This window comes from Gemmata palustris (genome assembly GCF_017939745.1).
GTDB lineage: Bacteria > Planctomycetota > Planctomycetia > Gemmatales > Gemmataceae > Gemmata > Gemmata palustris.
Genome location: NZ_JAGKQQ010000001.1, coordinates 5,646,391 through 5,662,515, shown reverse-complemented (window position 1 = coordinate 5,662,515; position 16,125 = coordinate 5,646,391). Strand labels below are relative to the sequence as shown.

13 protein-coding genes are annotated in these 16,125 nt (G+C 65.4%); 7 read left to right on the top strand and 6 right to left on the bottom strand.

Features of this window, described 5'->3' with window-relative positions; translation table 11 throughout:
• Positions 1-5 precede the first annotated feature (5 nt).
• Positions 6-917: a hypothetical protein gene (locus tag J8F10_RS23280; RefSeq protein ID WP_210657930.1), complete on the top strand. Its 912-nt coding sequence runs from the start codon at positions 6-8 to the stop codon at positions 915-917.
• A gap of 77 nt (positions 918-994) precedes the next feature.
• On the opposite strand, the gene J8F10_RS23275 is transcribed toward J8F10_RS23280, so the two are convergent.
• Positions 995-1,345 carry an HU family DNA-binding protein gene (locus J8F10_RS23275; RefSeq protein WP_210657928.1) on the bottom strand — a complete coding sequence of 117 codons (351 nt, stop codon included), beginning with the start codon at positions 1,343-1,345 and terminating at the stop codon, positions 995-997.
• A 299-nt stretch (positions 1,346-1,644) separates the two neighbouring features.
• Between J8F10_RS23275 and J8F10_RS23270 the strand changes: the two genes are divergently transcribed.
• Together J8F10_RS23270 and tkt are read left to right on the top strand one after the other, a co-directional pair.
• Positions 1,645-2,802: a WD40 repeat domain-containing protein gene (locus J8F10_RS23270; RefSeq protein ID WP_210657927.1), complete on the top strand. Its 1,158-nt coding sequence runs from the start codon at positions 1,645-1,647 to the stop codon at positions 2,800-2,802.
• A 161-nt stretch (positions 2,803-2,963) separates the two neighbouring features.
• Positions 2,964-5,015, top strand: coding sequence for a transketolase (gene tkt / locus J8F10_RS23265; RefSeq protein ID WP_210657925.1), 2,052 nt, complete (start codon positions 2,964-2,966; stop codon positions 5,013-5,015).
• Between the two features lie 56 nt (positions 5,016-5,071).
• Here the strand turns inward: tkt and J8F10_RS23260 are convergent, their stop codons facing one another.
• From J8F10_RS23260 to J8F10_RS23240, 5 genes are all read right to left on the bottom strand, one after another.
• The gene (locus J8F10_RS23260; protein WP_210657923.1) at positions 5,072-5,800 is read right to left on the bottom strand and encodes an ABC transporter ATP-binding protein; all 729 of its coding nucleotides are present in this window, start codon (positions 5,798-5,800) and stop codon (positions 5,072-5,074) included.
• Positions 5,801-6,003: 203 nt separating this feature from the next.
• Positions 6,004-6,771, bottom strand: coding sequence for a hypothetical protein (locus J8F10_RS23255; protein WP_210657922.1), 768 nt, complete (start codon positions 6,769-6,771; stop codon positions 6,004-6,006).
• Positions 6,772-6,860: 89 nt separating this feature from the next.
• Positions 6,861-8,006 (bottom strand): cyclic dehypoxanthinyl futalosine synthase, encoded by a 1,146-nt coding sequence (mqnC, locus tag J8F10_RS23250; protein ID WP_246523529.1) that lies wholly within the window; start codon positions 8,004-8,006, stop codon positions 6,861-6,863.
• A 13-nt stretch (positions 8,007-8,019) separates the two neighbouring features.
• Positions 8,020-8,859, bottom strand: coding sequence for a menaquinone biosynthetic enzyme MqnA/MqnD family protein (locus J8F10_RS23245; protein ID WP_210657920.1), 840 nt, complete (start codon positions 8,857-8,859; stop codon positions 8,020-8,022).
• A 377-nt stretch (positions 8,860-9,236) separates the two neighbouring features.
• On the bottom strand, positions 9,237-11,201 hold the full coding sequence (locus J8F10_RS23240; protein WP_210657918.1) for a hypothetical protein: 1,965 nt from the start codon (positions 11,199-11,201) through the stop codon (positions 9,237-9,239).
• 367 nt (positions 11,202-11,568) lie between these two features.
• On the opposite strand from J8F10_RS23240, the gene J8F10_RS23235 reads away from it, so the two are divergent.
• The 4 genes from J8F10_RS23235 (at position 11,569) to J8F10_RS23220 (ending at position 15,884) form a co-directional block, all read left to right on the top strand.
• Complete coding sequence (locus tag J8F10_RS23235; protein WP_210657916.1) at positions 11,569-12,423, top strand: hypothetical protein; 855 nt, start codon at positions 11,569-11,571, stop codon at positions 12,421-12,423.
• A 142-nt stretch (positions 12,424-12,565) separates the two neighbouring features.
• Entirely contained in the window at positions 12,566-13,240 is a 675-nt protein-coding gene (locus J8F10_RS39215; protein WP_246523527.1) for a hypothetical protein, read from the top strand.
• A 125-nt stretch (positions 13,241-13,365) separates the two neighbouring features.
• Complete coding sequence (locus J8F10_RS23225) at positions 13,366-13,926, top strand: thioredoxin family protein (RefSeq protein WP_210657913.1); 561 nt, start codon at positions 13,366-13,368, stop codon at positions 13,924-13,926.
• A gap of 134 nt (positions 13,927-14,060) precedes the next feature.
• Positions 14,061-15,884, top strand: coding sequence for a hypothetical protein (locus J8F10_RS23220; RefSeq protein WP_210657911.1), 1,824 nt, complete (start codon positions 14,061-14,063; stop codon positions 15,882-15,884).
• Positions 15,885-16,125: the final 241 nt, after the last annotated feature.

Here is a 16,125-nt window from a genome sequence, read left to right as displayed (position 1 = left end):
GTACGATGGCGTTCCAGTTCAACTGTCCGACGTGCGGAACCGGGATGATCGGGACCGCCGATCGGGTCGGGCGCGACGTCCGGTGCCCGAGTTGCCTCAACACCTTTCCGACCCCGGAACCGCCGCAGTTCGACCGGCACGAGCCGGCCCCCGAGGACGATCGGCGATTCGACCGCGAGCCGCCGCGCGAGCCCCGGCGCCGGGAACCGCGTGGCGACTACGAGCCCGATTACGATCGGAACCACGACGACCGTCGTGAATACGACCGCGATTACGACGAGGAGCCGCGCCCGCGTCGGCGCCGCCGGCCCCCACCCCCTCCGCCCGGGCGCGGGCCGCTGTTCTGGATCGTCATCATTTTCGGCGTTCTTTTGCTCGGAACTTGCGCGTGTTGTGGGGGCGGGTTCCTGCTCCTGCCGGGCGAGAAGTGGCACAAGCACCAATCGCCCGAAGGCGGCTTCGCGGTCGATCTACCCGTTCCCGCGAAAAAGGGTTCGCCGATTCCGGGAATGAAGCTGGAGCCGGGCCAGCAGGCCGAGGGAGCGGTTCTCTGGAAGCGCGGGGAGGTCTATTTGATTTCTTACGTGCCCGTTCCCCCGGTCGGTCAACGGGCGGCGACCGAAGAGGCGCTGCTCGATCAGGCCGTGCAGGAGATGAAAAACGATCGGAATATTAAGCGCGTCGTGCGGAACGAGCGAGTCGCCGTGTCCGGGTTCCCGGGGCGCGAGGTCGAGTACCTTTACGAAGACAACGGAACGTATGTGGGGCGCATCATCATCTCCAACCGGAGGCTTTACATCGTCGTCGCGGGCGGGCGGTTCGTGAGTCCCGGCAACGCCAATGTCCGCCGGTTCCTCGACTCGTTTGAAATCACCGATCCGGCCCCTCAACCGAAGGGTAAGTTCGGGCGGCCGTAAGGGAATGCACCGGCAGTACAAACGCCGACGCCCGGCTCTCGCCGGGCGTGAGTGGTCGTTGCGCGGGCTCCGGTGCCTTACGCGAGGGCGCTCTTGATCGCCTTGATCGGGCGGATGTTCACCTTGTTGAACGCGGGGCGCGACTTCGTGGTGTACTCCTTGCCGTTGAGCGGGTTCTTCTTCACTTCGCCGCCCGGCCGCGCCTTGACTTGCGTCAGCGACATGCGGGCCAGACCGGGGAACACGAACTTCTTCGGCCCGCCCGAACCGAGCTGCTCCGTGACCGCGTCGACGATCGCGGTCAGCACGGTCTCGATCTGCTTCTTGGTCAGTTCCGTCTTTTCCGCGAGCTGGCCGACGAGTTGCGACTTCGTCAGTGCCTTCTTCGCAACGGCCTTTTTCGGCGCGGCCTTCGCAGCCTTTGCCATGACAACACTCCAACACGGGTAGAGGGGAAAATCTGAAACTGCTTGAAAACTAAGTGCTTTTGCAGTGTGTTGTCAACAAGACAACGCAAATTCCCTAGAAATATCCAGCATTTCCCATCATCGGACCCTTACGGGGGCGATTTTCGCCAGGATTTTCAGGCTTCCGCGACGCTACATGCGCTATTCGCGCCACTCCTGGACCCGCCGAACACGAACCGCCGGCCCCCGGCCCGCGTCACCATTCGGGGGAACCGCGCGTGCGGTTGTTCCGGTTATTTGGATTGTGCGGAGTGCGCCGGATGAACCTGATTTCGCGCGTGTCGCTGTTGGCGCTCGGCCCACTGGCCGCGGCCGCGTGCCGGGCCGCGGGTGCCGCCGCGGTTTCGGACGGCGTGTCCGCCGTTGCGCGGGTGCTCACGGAGCGCCTGACGGACCAGAGCCGGCGCGTCACGGACGCCCTCGGCGCCGCGTCGGACCGGGCGTGGCGCGCGCTGGAACTCGCGCTCGCGGGCGACTCGGTTCTCGCGCTCGCGGACCGCGCCGATGACCGGGCGTTCCGCGAGCAGGTGCGCCTGTTCCTTCTGAGCGCGCAATTCGACGGCCGGGCCGCACGCGATTCCGACTTCGCCGCGCGCTGCCTGGACGAACTGCGCACGGCGCGCATGTCGGGGGCGTTCGGGGGCGAAGCGGACCCGAACGCGCTCGCGGCGCGCCTCGGCGACCTCACGCACTTCAGCGACCCCGCAGCACTCGTGCGCGGGCAGTGGGCGCTGGCCGATGAAATTGGGGCCGAACTCCGCGCCCGTGGGTTCGGTACGCTCGCGGCGTTCCTGGTGCTCCGCCCGGCGGCGGACCCGAACGCGGACCCGCTGCTGGCGGTCGCGGTGCGGTACTACTTTCGCCGCGCGGTGGAAGACGACCCGCGGCTCTTCCAGGGGCTCGCGTTCTCGCAGTTGGAGCGCATCGGGCGGGCACAGGAGGACGCCGCGAGCGCCCTGGTGGGAGTGATGACGCGCCTCGACGCGCTGCACGCGACGCTGCGCGATCAGGATCTACCGCTGGCCGAGGAGTTCGTGGAGGTACCGGTGCCGTCGGTCGCGGATCGGTTCCGCGACCAGACGAACGGCGTGCTCGCAGTGTCGCCGGACCAGTCGCGCGTGCTCGGCGGCTCACTTTACGATGGCAAGTTGCGCCTGTTCGATGCACGCACGGGCAAGGAACTCCGGCGCTTACCGGGGCACGCGGGCTGGGTGACGTGCGTGGCGTTCGTGCCCGATGGTTCGCGCGCGCTGTCCGGCGGCGAGGACGGCGCGGTGAAGTTGTGGGACGTGACGAGCGGGAAACTGCTCCGCACGTGGCCGCAAAAGGGCACGAAGCCGAACGCCATCGCGTTCACGACCGACGGGCGCGCCCAGATCCGCGGGGCGGACGGAGCCGTGTTCGTGTGGAAGGTGTGAAACTGACAGTTCGGAGTTTTCGGCGGGGTAATCGGATGAACGGGATCGGACGGGCTGATTGCGTTTATCCCGTTATCCTGTTGAAAACTCTTTTGCTTGCGCCGCGGGTCACCTCGTATCATCCTCGGTAGCGCTATTCCCCCCCATCACGAGAGACTCCCATGAGCCAATTCACCGCGCTCGATGTGACCGCCATCAACACCATTCGCACGCTCGCGATGGACGCGGTGCAGAAGGCCAACTCCGGGCACCCCGGTGCGCCGATGGGCCTGGCCCCGGTCGCGTACACACTGTGGAACAAGTTTCTTAGCTACGATCCGGCCGACCCGATGTGGCCGAACCGCGACCGGTTCGTGCTCTCCAACGGGCACGCCTCGATGCTCATTTACTCGCTCATTCACCTCGCGGGTATCAAGAACGTCGATCACCACGGCAAGGTGCTGGACGAGCCCTCGCTGCCGCTGGACCAACTCAAGCAGTTCCGCCAACTGAACAGCAAGACGCCGGGCCACCCGGAGAACGAGTACACCGCCGGTGTGGAGACCACCACCGGGCCGCTCGGCCAGGGCGTGGGCAATGCGGTCGGAATGGCGATCGCGCAGAAGTGGCGCGCGGCGCACTACGGCCGCCCCGGGTTCGAGGCGCTGTTCGAGCACCGCGTTTACGCGATCTGCGGCGACGGCTGCATGATGGAGGGCGTCGCCAGCGAAGCGGCCTCGCTCGCCGGGCACCTGAAGCTCAACAACCTCACGCTCATCTACGACGACAACGGCATCACCATCGACGGGCACACGCACCTCGCGTTCAGCGAAGACGTGCCGGCGCGGTTCGCGGCTTACGGCTGGAACGTGCTCCGCGTCACCGACGGCAACGACCTCGACGGCATGGCGAAGGCGATCGAGGCCTCGAAGTCGGCCGACCGGCCCACCCTCATCGCGCTGAAGACCGTCATCGGGTACGGCTCGCCGAACAAGGCAGACACCCACGCGGCCCACGGCGAGCCGCTCGGCCCCGACGAGATCAAGCTCACCAAGAAGGCCTACGGCTGGCCGGAAGACTCGTCCTTCCTGGTGCCGGACGGCGTGTACGACCGCTTCAAGGACGGCATCGGGAAGCGCGGCGCGGAAGCCCGGGCCGCGTGGCAGAAGCTGTTCACGGACTACAAGTCGAAGTTCCCCAAAGAAGCGGCGGAACTCGAAACGATGGAGGCGCGCGACCTGCCCGCCGGGTGGGACAAGGACATCCCGGTGTTTCCGGCCGACGCGAAGGGCCTCGCCACCCGCGAGAGCTCGGGCACGGTGCTGAACGCGATCGCGAAGCACGTGCCCTGGATCGTCGGCGGGTCGGCGGACCTGAACCCTTCGACCAAGACGTTCATGAAGTTCCCGGACGCGGGCGTGTTCACGTCGAAGACCCCGGGCGGGCGCAACGTTCACTTCGGCGTGCGTGAGCACGGCATGGGCGCCGTTATGAACGGTATGGCGCTCTCGAAGCTGCGCTCCTACGGCTCCGGGTTCCTCATCTTCTCCGACTACGGGCGCCCGCCGATCCGCCTCGCCGCGATCATGGGCCTGCCGGTGGTGTACGTGTTCACGCACGACTCGATCGGCGTCGGCGAGGACGGCCCCACGCACCAGCCGATCGAACAGATCATGTCGCTGCGGGCGATCCCCAAACTGATCCTGATCCGCCCCGGCGACGCGAACGAAGTGGCCGAGGCGTACAAGATCGCGTTCCGGGAAAAGCACCACCCCGTGATCCTCGCGATGACGCGGCAGGCGCTGCCCACCCTCGATCGCACGAAGTACGCGCCGGCGTCCGGTCTCGCAAAGGGCGGCTACGCGCTGAATGATGTGCCGAGCCCCGACGTGCTGCTCATCGGTACGGGTAGCGAGCTCTCGATGTGTGTGGACGCGGCCGAGAAGCTCGCGGCCGAGGGCATCAAGGCCCGCGTCGTCAGCCTGCCGTCGTGGGAGCTGTTCGAGAAGCAGGACCAGGCGTACCGCGACAGCGTGATCCCGCCGGCGGTGACCGCCCGCGTGTGCGTGGAGATGGGCGGCGCGTTCGGGTGGGAGCGGTTCGCGGGGAGCACCGGCGCGATCATCGGGATGCGGTCGTTCGGCGCCTCGGCCCCGCTCAAGGATTTGCTCAAGCACTTCGGCTTCACCGTGGAAGCCGTCGTGAAGGCGGCGAAGGGACAGGTCGGGAAGTAGGGGCGACTTTTCCCCGGGACCGCGGGCGGGTTGTCCGCGGTCCCGGGGAAGATCGGTCAGGACACCAGATCGAAGAACAGTTCTTCCAGATCGTCTTGCTTGTACATCTCGCGCAGCTCGTTGAGCGTTCCACAGACGATGACCCGGCCCTTCGCCATCACCGCGACGCGGTCGCACAGCTTCTCCACCTCGCGCATGATGTGCGTGGAGAAGATGATCGTTTTTCCGCGCTCGCGGAGCTGCTTGATGTTGCTCAGCACCGCCCGCTGAACGAGCACGTCCAGGCCCGCAGTCGGTTCGTCGAAGATCAGCACGGGCGGGTCGTTCACCAGCGCCCGGGCGATCGACAGCTTCTGCTTCATGCCCGTGCTGAGCTTGCCGCCGCGCACGTCGCGGAAGTTCGTCATCTGGAGCGTAGTGAAGAGTTCTTCCATCCGCGGGTACAGCTCGTCGGGCGGCACCTGGTGCAACCGGCCGTAGTACTCGACCAGTTCCCACGCGGTCATGCGGTCGTACACGCCGGTGTTCGCGGAGAGGAACCCGACGTGGCGCCGGACCTCACCGGGCTCCGTGACCACGTCGTGCCCCGCGACGGTCGCGGTCCCGTCCGAGGGCCTGAGCACGGTGCAGAGCATCCGCAGCGTGGTCGTTTTGCCGGCCCCGTTGGGACCGAGCAGCCCGAACACCTCGCCCGGGTGAACCGAGAACCGCACGGCATCGACGGCGGTGACGCGCTGACCGTTCGGCCCGCGGAACCACTTCGACAGGTCGCGTACTTCGATCATGGGTGCCTTGTAGTGCCTTGTAGGGTGGGTCCAGGCTTTGCGCAGGCCCACCAGCCGGCCTTCGGCAGCCGGGTTGGTCGGTGGGCCGTGTGCGGTTTTCGTTCGCGCTCACGTTACCCGGGGAGTTGGTGGGCCTGCGCAAAGCCTGGACCCACCCTACAAGAATTCCAAGTGCCTTGATCCGACAAGAATTCCGAGCGCAATCACGCCGGGTGCGGGGCAGCGAATTCGGCCATCCAGCGCGCGTAGTTCGACCAGCTCGCGTCGTCGAGGGTGAACTCCGGGTACGCTTCACCGTAGATGCGGAGCAGCGCCTTTCGGCGCCCGCCCCCGCGGTCACTTTTCTCGCGCACGAGCGTGAAGTCGTCCGGCCCCGCGACCCACACCGCGCTCCCGTTGTTCGCCACGAAGAAGGCCGTGCTGCCGAGCAGTTTCACCCGCCAGTGAGGGGTCGTCGGCAAATCGAGGGCGAGCGGGTCCGCGTGCGGGTCGGACGTCAGGATGTCGTGTACCAGCTCGTCGAACCACGCGATGTGTTCCGGCGCGGGGCGCTCCGCGAACAGCCGGCGCAGGTTCGTGTAAGCTTTGAACCGATTGAACGCCCCGAACAGCATGTACAAGCCGAAAAATATAAAGGCCGGGTTCGGTCGGCCCCCGCCGACCGCGATAAGGCCCTCCCAGCCGAGGTTCCACCCGGCGAACAACAGCAGGACGATCGCGTCGAGCAGTACCCCCTCGGCCGATGGCGCGGCCCACTTGATTAACCCGACGAGCAGCTCCCCCGCGGCAAGAAGGCTGTAGAGCAGGATCGCGAGCCAAAAGGCGCCGGCGGTGTGACTGAAGTACGCGAGGCCGAACATAATGAGCGCGAACACGACGTTCTCGCGCCCGCTTCTTTGCACGCTGCGGCGCAGCTCGCGGTAGGCGGCCACGGTTTGGAGCCGCAGCCGCATGGTGGCTTCTTCGGTCATTCACGTCTCAGAATGGCACGAGGGGACCCGCGCCGCGCGCTCTTGCCCTTCAGCGCGAGGGCGCGGCGGAACACACCCATTGTGCCGACTCAGTTCAGTACCGGCAATGACGTGTGTGGAACTTGGGCGCTGCCCCCGGTCGGGCGCGGTTCGCTGTGCGGAACGGACCCCTCGTCGATCAGTTGGTAGAAGACGTTCCGCTGGCGCGGTTCCCAGCCGGCCTCGCGGATGCTGCGCTTGATCTCTTCGAGCGTGAGGTAGTGGACCGTCCCGGCCGACGCGACCACGTTCTCCTCGATCATGAGTGAGCCCATGTCGTTGGCGCCGAAGAAGAGCGCGACCTGCCCGATCTTCCCGCCCTGCGTGACCCACGACGACTGAATGTTCGGGATGTTATCGAGGTACAGCCGGCTGATGGCCTGGGTGCGGAGGTACTCGAACGCGCCCATTTCGGGGAAGTCGGCCATCTTGTGCCCCGGCTGCATGGTCCAGCAGATGAACGCCGTGAACCCACCGGTTTCGTCCTGGAGGTCGCGGAGCCGCGTCAGGTGCTCGACGCGCTCGGCCTCCGTCTCGATGTGGCCGAACATCATCGTGCAGGTGCCCTTCCCGCCGAGCGTGTGCCACACGCGGCACACGTCGAGCCACTCGGACGCGAGCGCCTTGCCCTTCGTGAGTTCCTTCCGCACGCGATCAACGAGGATCTCGCCGCCACCGCCAGGCAGCGAGCCGAGCCCCGCGTCCTTCAGGCGCTTCAGCACGGTTTCGAGCGGCAGCTTGTTGATCTTGTGGAAGTGCCAGATTTCCGGCGGGCTGAAGGCGTGCAGGTTCACGGTCGGGAACCGGGCCTTCAGGTCGCGGAGCAACTCTTCGTACCATTCGAGCTTGAGCGACGGGTGCATCCCCCCCTGCATGAGCACCTGATCGCCGCCCAAAGCGATGGTCTCCTCGATTTTCTTGTACAGCTCCTCGCGCGACAAAACGTAGGCGTCGGAATCGGCCGACTTGCGGTAGAACGCGCAGAAGTCGCACACCGCCGCGCACACGTTGGTGTAGTTGATGTTCCGATCAATGTTGAACGTGCGGTACGGCTCCGGGTGCAACCGCGTCGTGACCGCGTGCGCGGCCCGACCGAGCTTGTGCAGATCGCGACACGCGAAGAGCGCCAGGCCCTCGTCGGGCGTCAGGCGCGTGCCCTCAACGGCTTTCGCGAGGATGTGGTCGATGGTGTTCATGGGGTGCCCTTGTCTAGCGAACCCCGGCCGCAAGGCCGGGGGTGCGGCGTTGGAGGCTATCAGCGCCTCCGACCTTACGGTCGGGGTTCGCCAAAACACCAACCCCTTCGGCCAATTCGCGGTACTTCTGCATCCCGGCCAGTTCCACGGGGCCGAGATCGTAACGAAGCACGTTACTCATGTACCGGCGGCAGAAGCCCGGATCGAGTCCGAGTGCCGGCGCCTCGCGCTGAGCGATTAAGCCCGCGTTCGCGAGACCGTATTCTTTTGCTTTGTGAAAAGCGAGTTCTGCTTCGCCCAGATCGACGCCGCTGCGAACCGCCCACACCGCGAACACCATTGGCAGGCCGGTCCACGCGGTCCACTCTTCGCCGAGGTCGTAGGCGAAGCGGTAGCCCGGTAAACACGCCCGCATCGCGCGATCGCCGATGAGTAAAACCGCGTCCGTGGTGAGATCGTCCGCCGGGGTGTCGATGGGGAGTTGCTGAATGACGGGTTCGATGCCGTACCGCTTTTCGAGGATGATCCGCGTGAGGGCCGCACTCGTGCGCGAGCCCTCATCCAGTGCGACGGTGCGAATCTCTTCCCAGGGCACTTTGCTGAACAGCGTGACACTCAGCACGGGGCCGCGCGAACCGATCGCGATGTTCGGGACGAAGGTGTAGTTGTCGCCGCGAAAGAATTCGACTACGGGAATCAGCCCGACGTCGAGGTCGCCCGCGGCGAGTTGGTCCGCGAGCCGACTCGGGAGATCGAGCGACAACTCGATCCCGGGCGCAAAGTCCGTGAGCCGCTCGATTAGCGGCTTGGTGTTCAGGTAATTGACCGCGCCGACGCGGAGTGTGGTGGACATCGGCCCTCGCGTTTCCGACGGCGTTTGCAGCCGTCGTTATAAGAACCGCGAAGGGGCGGGCAAAGGCAACAGCGGCCGGTGCGGGGCCGTCTAACACGTGGATGTGGCCACTTCCTCAAGAACTAATCTCGTTTCGAGATCCACATAACGTCCGAACGAGCCGCGACCGCAAGGGAGCGGGGCTTCCGGTGCGTGGAACCGCGACGATAAACGGGGGCGCCTCCGCTCCCTTGCGGTCGCGGCTCGTTACAAAGAAACGGAAACGGGACTGAACGACTCTGCGCACGGGGCGGGGGCGATACTGCGACGTGAAACGACTCGCGCAAAATAAAAACACCCCCGGCACTGCGGGGGTGTTGAGTGGTTGACTCGATCGCTTACGGGCACGGGTTGCACGTCGGGACGCACACCGGCACGTAGCGCTTCACGCAGTAGCTCACCGTATACGGTTCCATCTGGCAGGTAGTGTGCGGCACCATCTTGCAGTGCGTTTCGGGGATCACCTTGCAGGTGGTGTGCGGCACGCAGCGGACGCGCTCCTCGCACACGTAGTTCACGCGGCACTGGCGAACCACTTGCTGCCGCTCTTCGCACACCATGCGGCAGGTGGTCACGGGAATGTGACGCACGCACACTTCGGGCACCTTCTCGACCACGCACCGCGTTTCGTACCGCACGTGATCTTCCTTCACGAGCCGGCACGTCGTGTAGCACACCTGCCGCGTCACCGTTTCGGGGATCATGGTGCATTGACGGCGGGTCACGTAGCGCACGTGCTCTTCCTTTTCCCACCGGCAGGTCTTGTACGGGATCTCGCACGTCTTCACTTCGGGTACCGTGTAGCACCGGGTGCGGTTCACCATCTTCACGTGCTGCTCGGGGACCATGCGGCAGGTGGTGTAGCACACCTGGCGGACGTGGTGCTCGGGCACCGTGTAGCAGCGGTACCGGGTTTCGGTGCGGGTGTGCTGCTCGGGGACCATGCGGCAGGTGGTGTAACACACCTGACGGACGTGGTGCTCGGGCACCTTGTAGCAGTTCGTGCGGGTCTCGTACCGCACGTGTTGTTCCTTCACGAGCCGGCAGGTGGTCCGGGTGCAGGCCTTCATTTCGGTCTGAGCGACCTTCCGGCACACCGGCACTTGCACCGTGGTGCAGACCGGCTTGCACACCATCCGGCAGTCCTTCACCACGCGGCACTCTTCGTGCGGCACCCACACCTTCTTGCACACGGTCCGGCCCGGGCACTGCACGGTTTGCTGCGTCAGGCAGCCCGGAACGTAGCGGCTCGTGCAGGTGCAGGGGTCGAAGACGCACGAGCCCGGCGTGCGGACCGCGCGGGTCACAACGGGACCGGGGATGTACTCGGTCACCGTTTCGTACCGGCCGCTGCACACCTTCTCGACGCGCTCCGTGACCACCGGCTCGGTGACGTAGCTCACGCGCTGCTGCGTGACGTAATCCACTTCCGTGCGGTAGGTGGTAACCGGCGTGTAGTAGGTCTGCGTCTCGTACTCCGGGCGCACCGTGCAGTACGGGATCGCGACCTGGTACTGCTGCGTCTCGGTGCGGTAGGTCGTGTACGGGATGTCCTTGACGTGCTGCTCGTACACCGGCTTCATCACGCAGTACGGGATCTCCACGCAGTACGGCTCGCGCACTGCGCGGTAGGTCGTGTACGGGATGTCCTTGACGTGCTGCTCGTACACCGGACGGTTCACACAGTACGTGACCGCCTCCTGGTAGTTCTCGACCACCGGGCGGTTCACGACGTAAGTGTGTGTGCGGACGTGCTGTTCGACCACGGGGCGCATCGTGCAGTACGGCACCGCGACCTGGTACTCTTCGACGTGCGGCCGCATGACCGTGTGCGACACGTCCTTGACGTGCTGTTCGTACACCGGGCGGGTGGTGCAGTACGGGATCGCCACCTGGAAGGTGCGCGTGACCGGCTTCATCACCGTGTACTGCTGCTCTTGCAGGTGCGTTTCGTACACCGGGCGGTTCACGGTGTAGTTGCGAACGGTGTCGAAGTGCTCGACGACCGGGCGCTGCACCGTGTACTTCTCGGTGGTGTAGTTCGTTTCCTGGACGGTGCGGTACGTGGTGTACGACTCCGCACGGTATTCCGTCTTGTAGACGGGTCGGTAGCACACCTGTTGGTGCTGTTCGATTACGGGCTGGTACTGAACGGTGCTGGTCACGACGGGCGTCACGCACTGGTCGGGCGTGACGCACCCGCGCGGGTAGCGGCAGATCCCGCAGTGCCCGGCGAGGGCCGGCTCCGCCAACCCCATCAGTCCGCCGAACGCGAGTAACCACAATCCGAGTTGGTTTCTCATTGGCTGCGTGCTCTTGTCTCGGTGCAAATCATGGTGACGCGGAACCGCGAACGGCCCCGCGTTATGAGAAATGTGCGCGACGGAGGGGCACTGTAACAGCCGGCTTACGCGGATCACCCCAACCTTCTGTCACCCGGAACCCGCGGGACCGATTCAAAGGCGCTAATCGGCTCGAATCTCGCAGTCGGCACCACCGGGATAATCCGGCGAGACGCGCTAGCCCCACCAGATTTAGGAGGAATGAAGGCCCGTGAGGGGCGTTGTGGTAACGAAGGTGGGTAAAAGAATTCTCGTTCCGCCTTCATCACTTCGGGGCGAAAGCAGGACGTACCACACAACACTTCACCACAACGTTACACTGAAACCCATGAGCACCGCGACCATCCTCGACCGCGAAGAGTACATCGAGCAGGCGTACCTGTTCCGCACCGTGCGCGAGCGGGTCGCGGACAACCAGCCGGCGCAAGAAGTGTTCCAGCGGGTCGGCGAGGAGCTGCTGTCCAGCACGCGCCTGCCGTATGCGGTGCAGTTCGTGGCGTCCGAATTGAAGCACACGGGGCTGGTCGCGAACGGGTTCGCGAAGCTGCCGCACTACTTCACCGCGTTCCAGGCGTTCGTCGTGCGCCAGGCCGAGAGCGAGAAGTCCCGGCTCCCGATGCCCACGGCGTTCCTCATCCTGGAGCGCGAGGCCACGTATCGGGCGAACAACCCCACGAAGCCGGGGCTGTTCGTCTACCAGTTCGAGACGATCTCGCGCAACCGGCTCGGCTACCTCGACGGCCTCGAAGCGCTCGCGCTCGACCCGTTCTACGACGCCAACTGGCACGCCTACTTCGACGATTTGCGGAAACAGGTCGGCGAGATCGACTTCAGCGACCTCGTGTACTTGAGGTCCGAGCTGTACGTGATCGAGGAGCGCCGGCGGAACCCGGCGTTCGAGCCGGGCCTTCCCCCAATCTTCGGCGAGAAAGAGGGCAAGATCGCGAAGGCCAGCCGCAAGCGCGACCCGTTGTACCTGTTCGCCGCGCTCCAGCGGCAGTTGGGCTATCCCGAGGTGCCGCGCTACCACGTCCGCAACGACGCGACGACGAAGCTGGAGCAGATCCAGACGAAGCTCCGCGAACTGGAACTGCGGATCAAGCTCACCGAGGGCGAGTTGCGCGGAAGCGTGGACCTCAGTCAGTTCGGCAAGCCGGACCTGCTAAAAGATGATGACGATTAATTGCGGAAGTACCGACATCGAAGAGGCCGAAGCAGAAGCCCGCCAATCGCAATAGGACGCTCGCCACGGGCCGAACGGCGTCCGGTAGTTTGCACCGTGGCCGAGGACCGGTCATGCTGGGAGCGGTTCCAGGGGGCGACCGATGACCGAAGCGGAGTGGCAGGAGGGTCGCGACCTTCACCCGATGCTGTTGTTCACGGCTGAACGACTGACTGGGCGGAAACTCCGGCTGTACACGGTCGGGTGTTGCCGCCGACACTGGGAGTTATTCAACCGGGACGAGGCGAAGCGACTCGTCTCTGATGCGGAGCAACTTGCCGACGGCATCGGAGACGAAGACGCGGTGCGGCAACTCGCTTGGGACGCCCTCCGGACCTACCTCGACCTCACGCTCCCCTGGGTCCAGCGAACGCTGACGCAGGCGGCTCGGGGATGTGTGACTTGCTCCCCGCCGGATTACTGGGGCCATGCGTGGTCGGCGCTACACAACCTGGTCGATGTCGTCGCATTCCTCCGAGGAGGGGTTCGGGACGAGGCCTTCCGTGAACCGGAGCGGGACGCGCATCGACAACTGTTCCGGGACGTCGTCGGCAACCCCTTCCGCCCCGTCACCTTCTCCCCCTCCTGGCGCACCTCCACCGCGGCTTCGCTCGCGTCCCAGATGTACGACTCCCGTGACTTCAGTGCGATGCCGATTCTGGCCGACGCGCTCCAGGACGCCGGGTGTGACAGCGCCGACGTGCTCGACCACTGCCGCGGACCGGGGCCGCACGTGCGCGGGTGCTGGGTCGTGGATCTGGTGTTGGGCAAGGAGTAGCGCCCACGTCCACTCTGGATCACTGACCCTGAAGAGGCCGTAAGTCAGAGCTGCTAAAAGACGACGACGAGTAGGGCGGTATCCCTCAATAGCCCCGTTTGAAACTGAGACCGGAACGAGCACCAATGAACCTCTTTTCCAAGTTCGAGGCCGGGTTACCCATCGCGGAATTCCTCGCGAAGTACGGCAACGAATCGCACCGCGCCCGGTGGCAGTCCGCGACCGCGCAAACGCTTCTTACCGACGAGCAGCAGAAGTTGCTCCGCACGTTCACGCGCCGCACAAACGTGCTCGTGCTCGCCGGGGCGTGGTGCGGGGATTGCTCGTCACAATGTCCCATTTTCGAGCGAATCGCGGAAATTGCGCCCGTCGTCGTGACGCGGTACCTCGACCGCGATGAACACGCCGACGTGCAGGCCGCGCTGCAGATCAACGGCGGGAACCGCGTGCCGGTCGCGGTGTTCTTTTCCGAGGACGGCCAGGAGGTCGCCCGGTACGGCGAGCGCACGCTCGCGCGCTATCGTCAACTGGTGTCGCAACTTACGGGCGAGGGGTGCGCGACCGGCTTCGTGAAGGGCACGGACCCGGTTCAACAAGCGGTCGTTCAAGAGTGGATCGATCAGTTCGAGCGCGTGCAGTGGATTCTGCGCCTGTCCCCGCGACTTCGCCGGTTGCACAACGATTGAGCCCTGAATTCGTGGGCGATTTGGGGACGAGTTTTCGCTTGAGTTGTGGTACTTCGAGCCTGAGCATAAGCTAGGATTGGTCTCGGACGAACGCCCGACCAATGCCAGTGCCGTGCGCCCGCCCGGAGTTGTCGATGATTCGGTACCGCTGCCCGCACTGCGCCGCACTGACCGTCGCTCACGAGCGCCGGGCCGGTCAGTCGAGCGTGTGCAAAGCGTGCCTGAAACCACACCAAATCCCCGCCGATACCGCACTCTGGCTGACGGAAACGGGCGAATTGCTGAACCCGCCCGCGCCCGCGATACCGGTCGAAGTTCGCTCCGCATCGTTTCCCGAAATCGAATTACCGCTCACCCCACACGAAGACGCGCCCGCAGAAGTCGAAGTCGCGCCTGTGGAGGAGCCGATTGCTCCACCGACGGAGCCGATTTACCAGGATGTCGCGCATCCGGCCGAAATTGAGCCGGTGCGGGAACTGGTCGCGTCGGCTCCCGTTGTGGACGAACCGAACGAACTCCCGCAAATCCCCGATCTTCACATGCACGGGCTGACCCCCGTGGATGTCGAGCACGAGCCGGATGGGGCTCCCGAAGAACCGCCGGCTCCCGTACCGGTCGTATTCGATCCCGAACCCGTTGCACCGCGAATCGCGCGCCCCGCTCCGCGGCTGCTACAGAGTGAGCCCGAACCGGTTCACGAACCCGAGCCGGAGCCCACCACCGCGATCGCGATCGCGACCCCGCCGCCGCAACCGGCCCGCAACGTACCCTCCGCGCCCGCGCCAACTCCGCGTGCCCCTGAGCGGCCCGCTCCCCCAGCTCCCGTCGCACGTGCGGTCGATGCCCCGTCGCGCGCCCCACGCGCTGAACCGGTGCGGTTGCAAACACAGGTTGACATTGCTGTTGCACTCACCGCCGCGCTCAGCAGCCGGATGCGGCCGCCGCCCGCGCCGCGGCGCGACTTGCGCCCGTCAACGGCCGCGTGGATGTTACTCACCGGCATCGGTGTCGCGTGCGTACTGGTCACGCTGTTCACCGACCCGAGTTTGTGGGTGTCGGGGTTGGTGGTCGGAGTTTTGCAGATCGTCATCGGGTACGCATGGATCGTCTTCTTGACGTACATGCGCGACCCGCAGCGCGGACTCGTGTGTGCGATCCCACCGATTACGCTCTACTATCTCACGCAGTACAAGTACGCGAAGTTTCGCCCCCTCCGGTTCGTGCTTACCGGTGTTGTGCTCGTGGGGCTGGCTTTCGCAGCAGCAGCTTTCGCGACCGTCGCGCAGTCGTTTTTGGCGAAAAACGATCAGAAGGCCGCACCGGACCCGGTCGCGGAGTCGAAGCTCGCGCAACTGCGCACGTTCCGGGACCAGCGCGCCTACGATTCGCTCATCAAGCTCCTGGAAATCCTTGCGAAGACCGACCCGATTCGGTCCGCGGACGCCAACGACCGCACGGAACTGGCGGCCGAATTAAAAGCGTTGTGCGCACACCAGTTAACCGATGTGCGGGTCGCGGCGATGGCTGCGCTCACGCAGTGGGACCCGGACCCGAACGCGGCGAGCGCGCGGGCGGCGTGCCTCGCGGCGATCCGGTCGCCGACCCAGGAGGAGCGCGTCCGCGCGCTGCGGTTACTGCCGCGGTGGAAGGACCCTGAGTCCGCGCGCGCGGTCCAGTCGCTCATCGGGCGGGCCGGCGAGGAAACGAATCAGGCGAAGATGTCGCTCCGGGAAATCGGCGGCGCGCCGGCGGAACAGGCCGCGCTCGCGCTCCTGAAGCGCGCCGACGACCAGACCACGCGGTTGACCGCGATCGGCATTCTGGAGGCCGTTGGAGGGGGCGAGTCGGCGGAGGAGTTACGCACCTACGCGATGGCGACGGACGACCCCGTGGTGCGCACCCGTGCCCTGGCTGCTGTCACCGTGATCGAGGCCCGCGTGCGCAAATCGTCCCCGTGAAGTGGTGCCGGTGTCATGCCGCTTGCCTGGGCGATTTTCTGTAACTGCCCTGTCACACAACGGATTGCAAACTTGGGCTTTAGTCGGCTTCGGATTTTTGCCCTCTCCCCTTGCGGGAGAGGGTGGTGAGGCTTTGCGAACCGGGTGAGGGGTAACCTCCTGTATCGGGAAGCAACCCCTCACCCCGCCGCGAAGCGCGGCGACCCTCTCCCGCAAGGGGAGAGGGCACAACCAATACCCC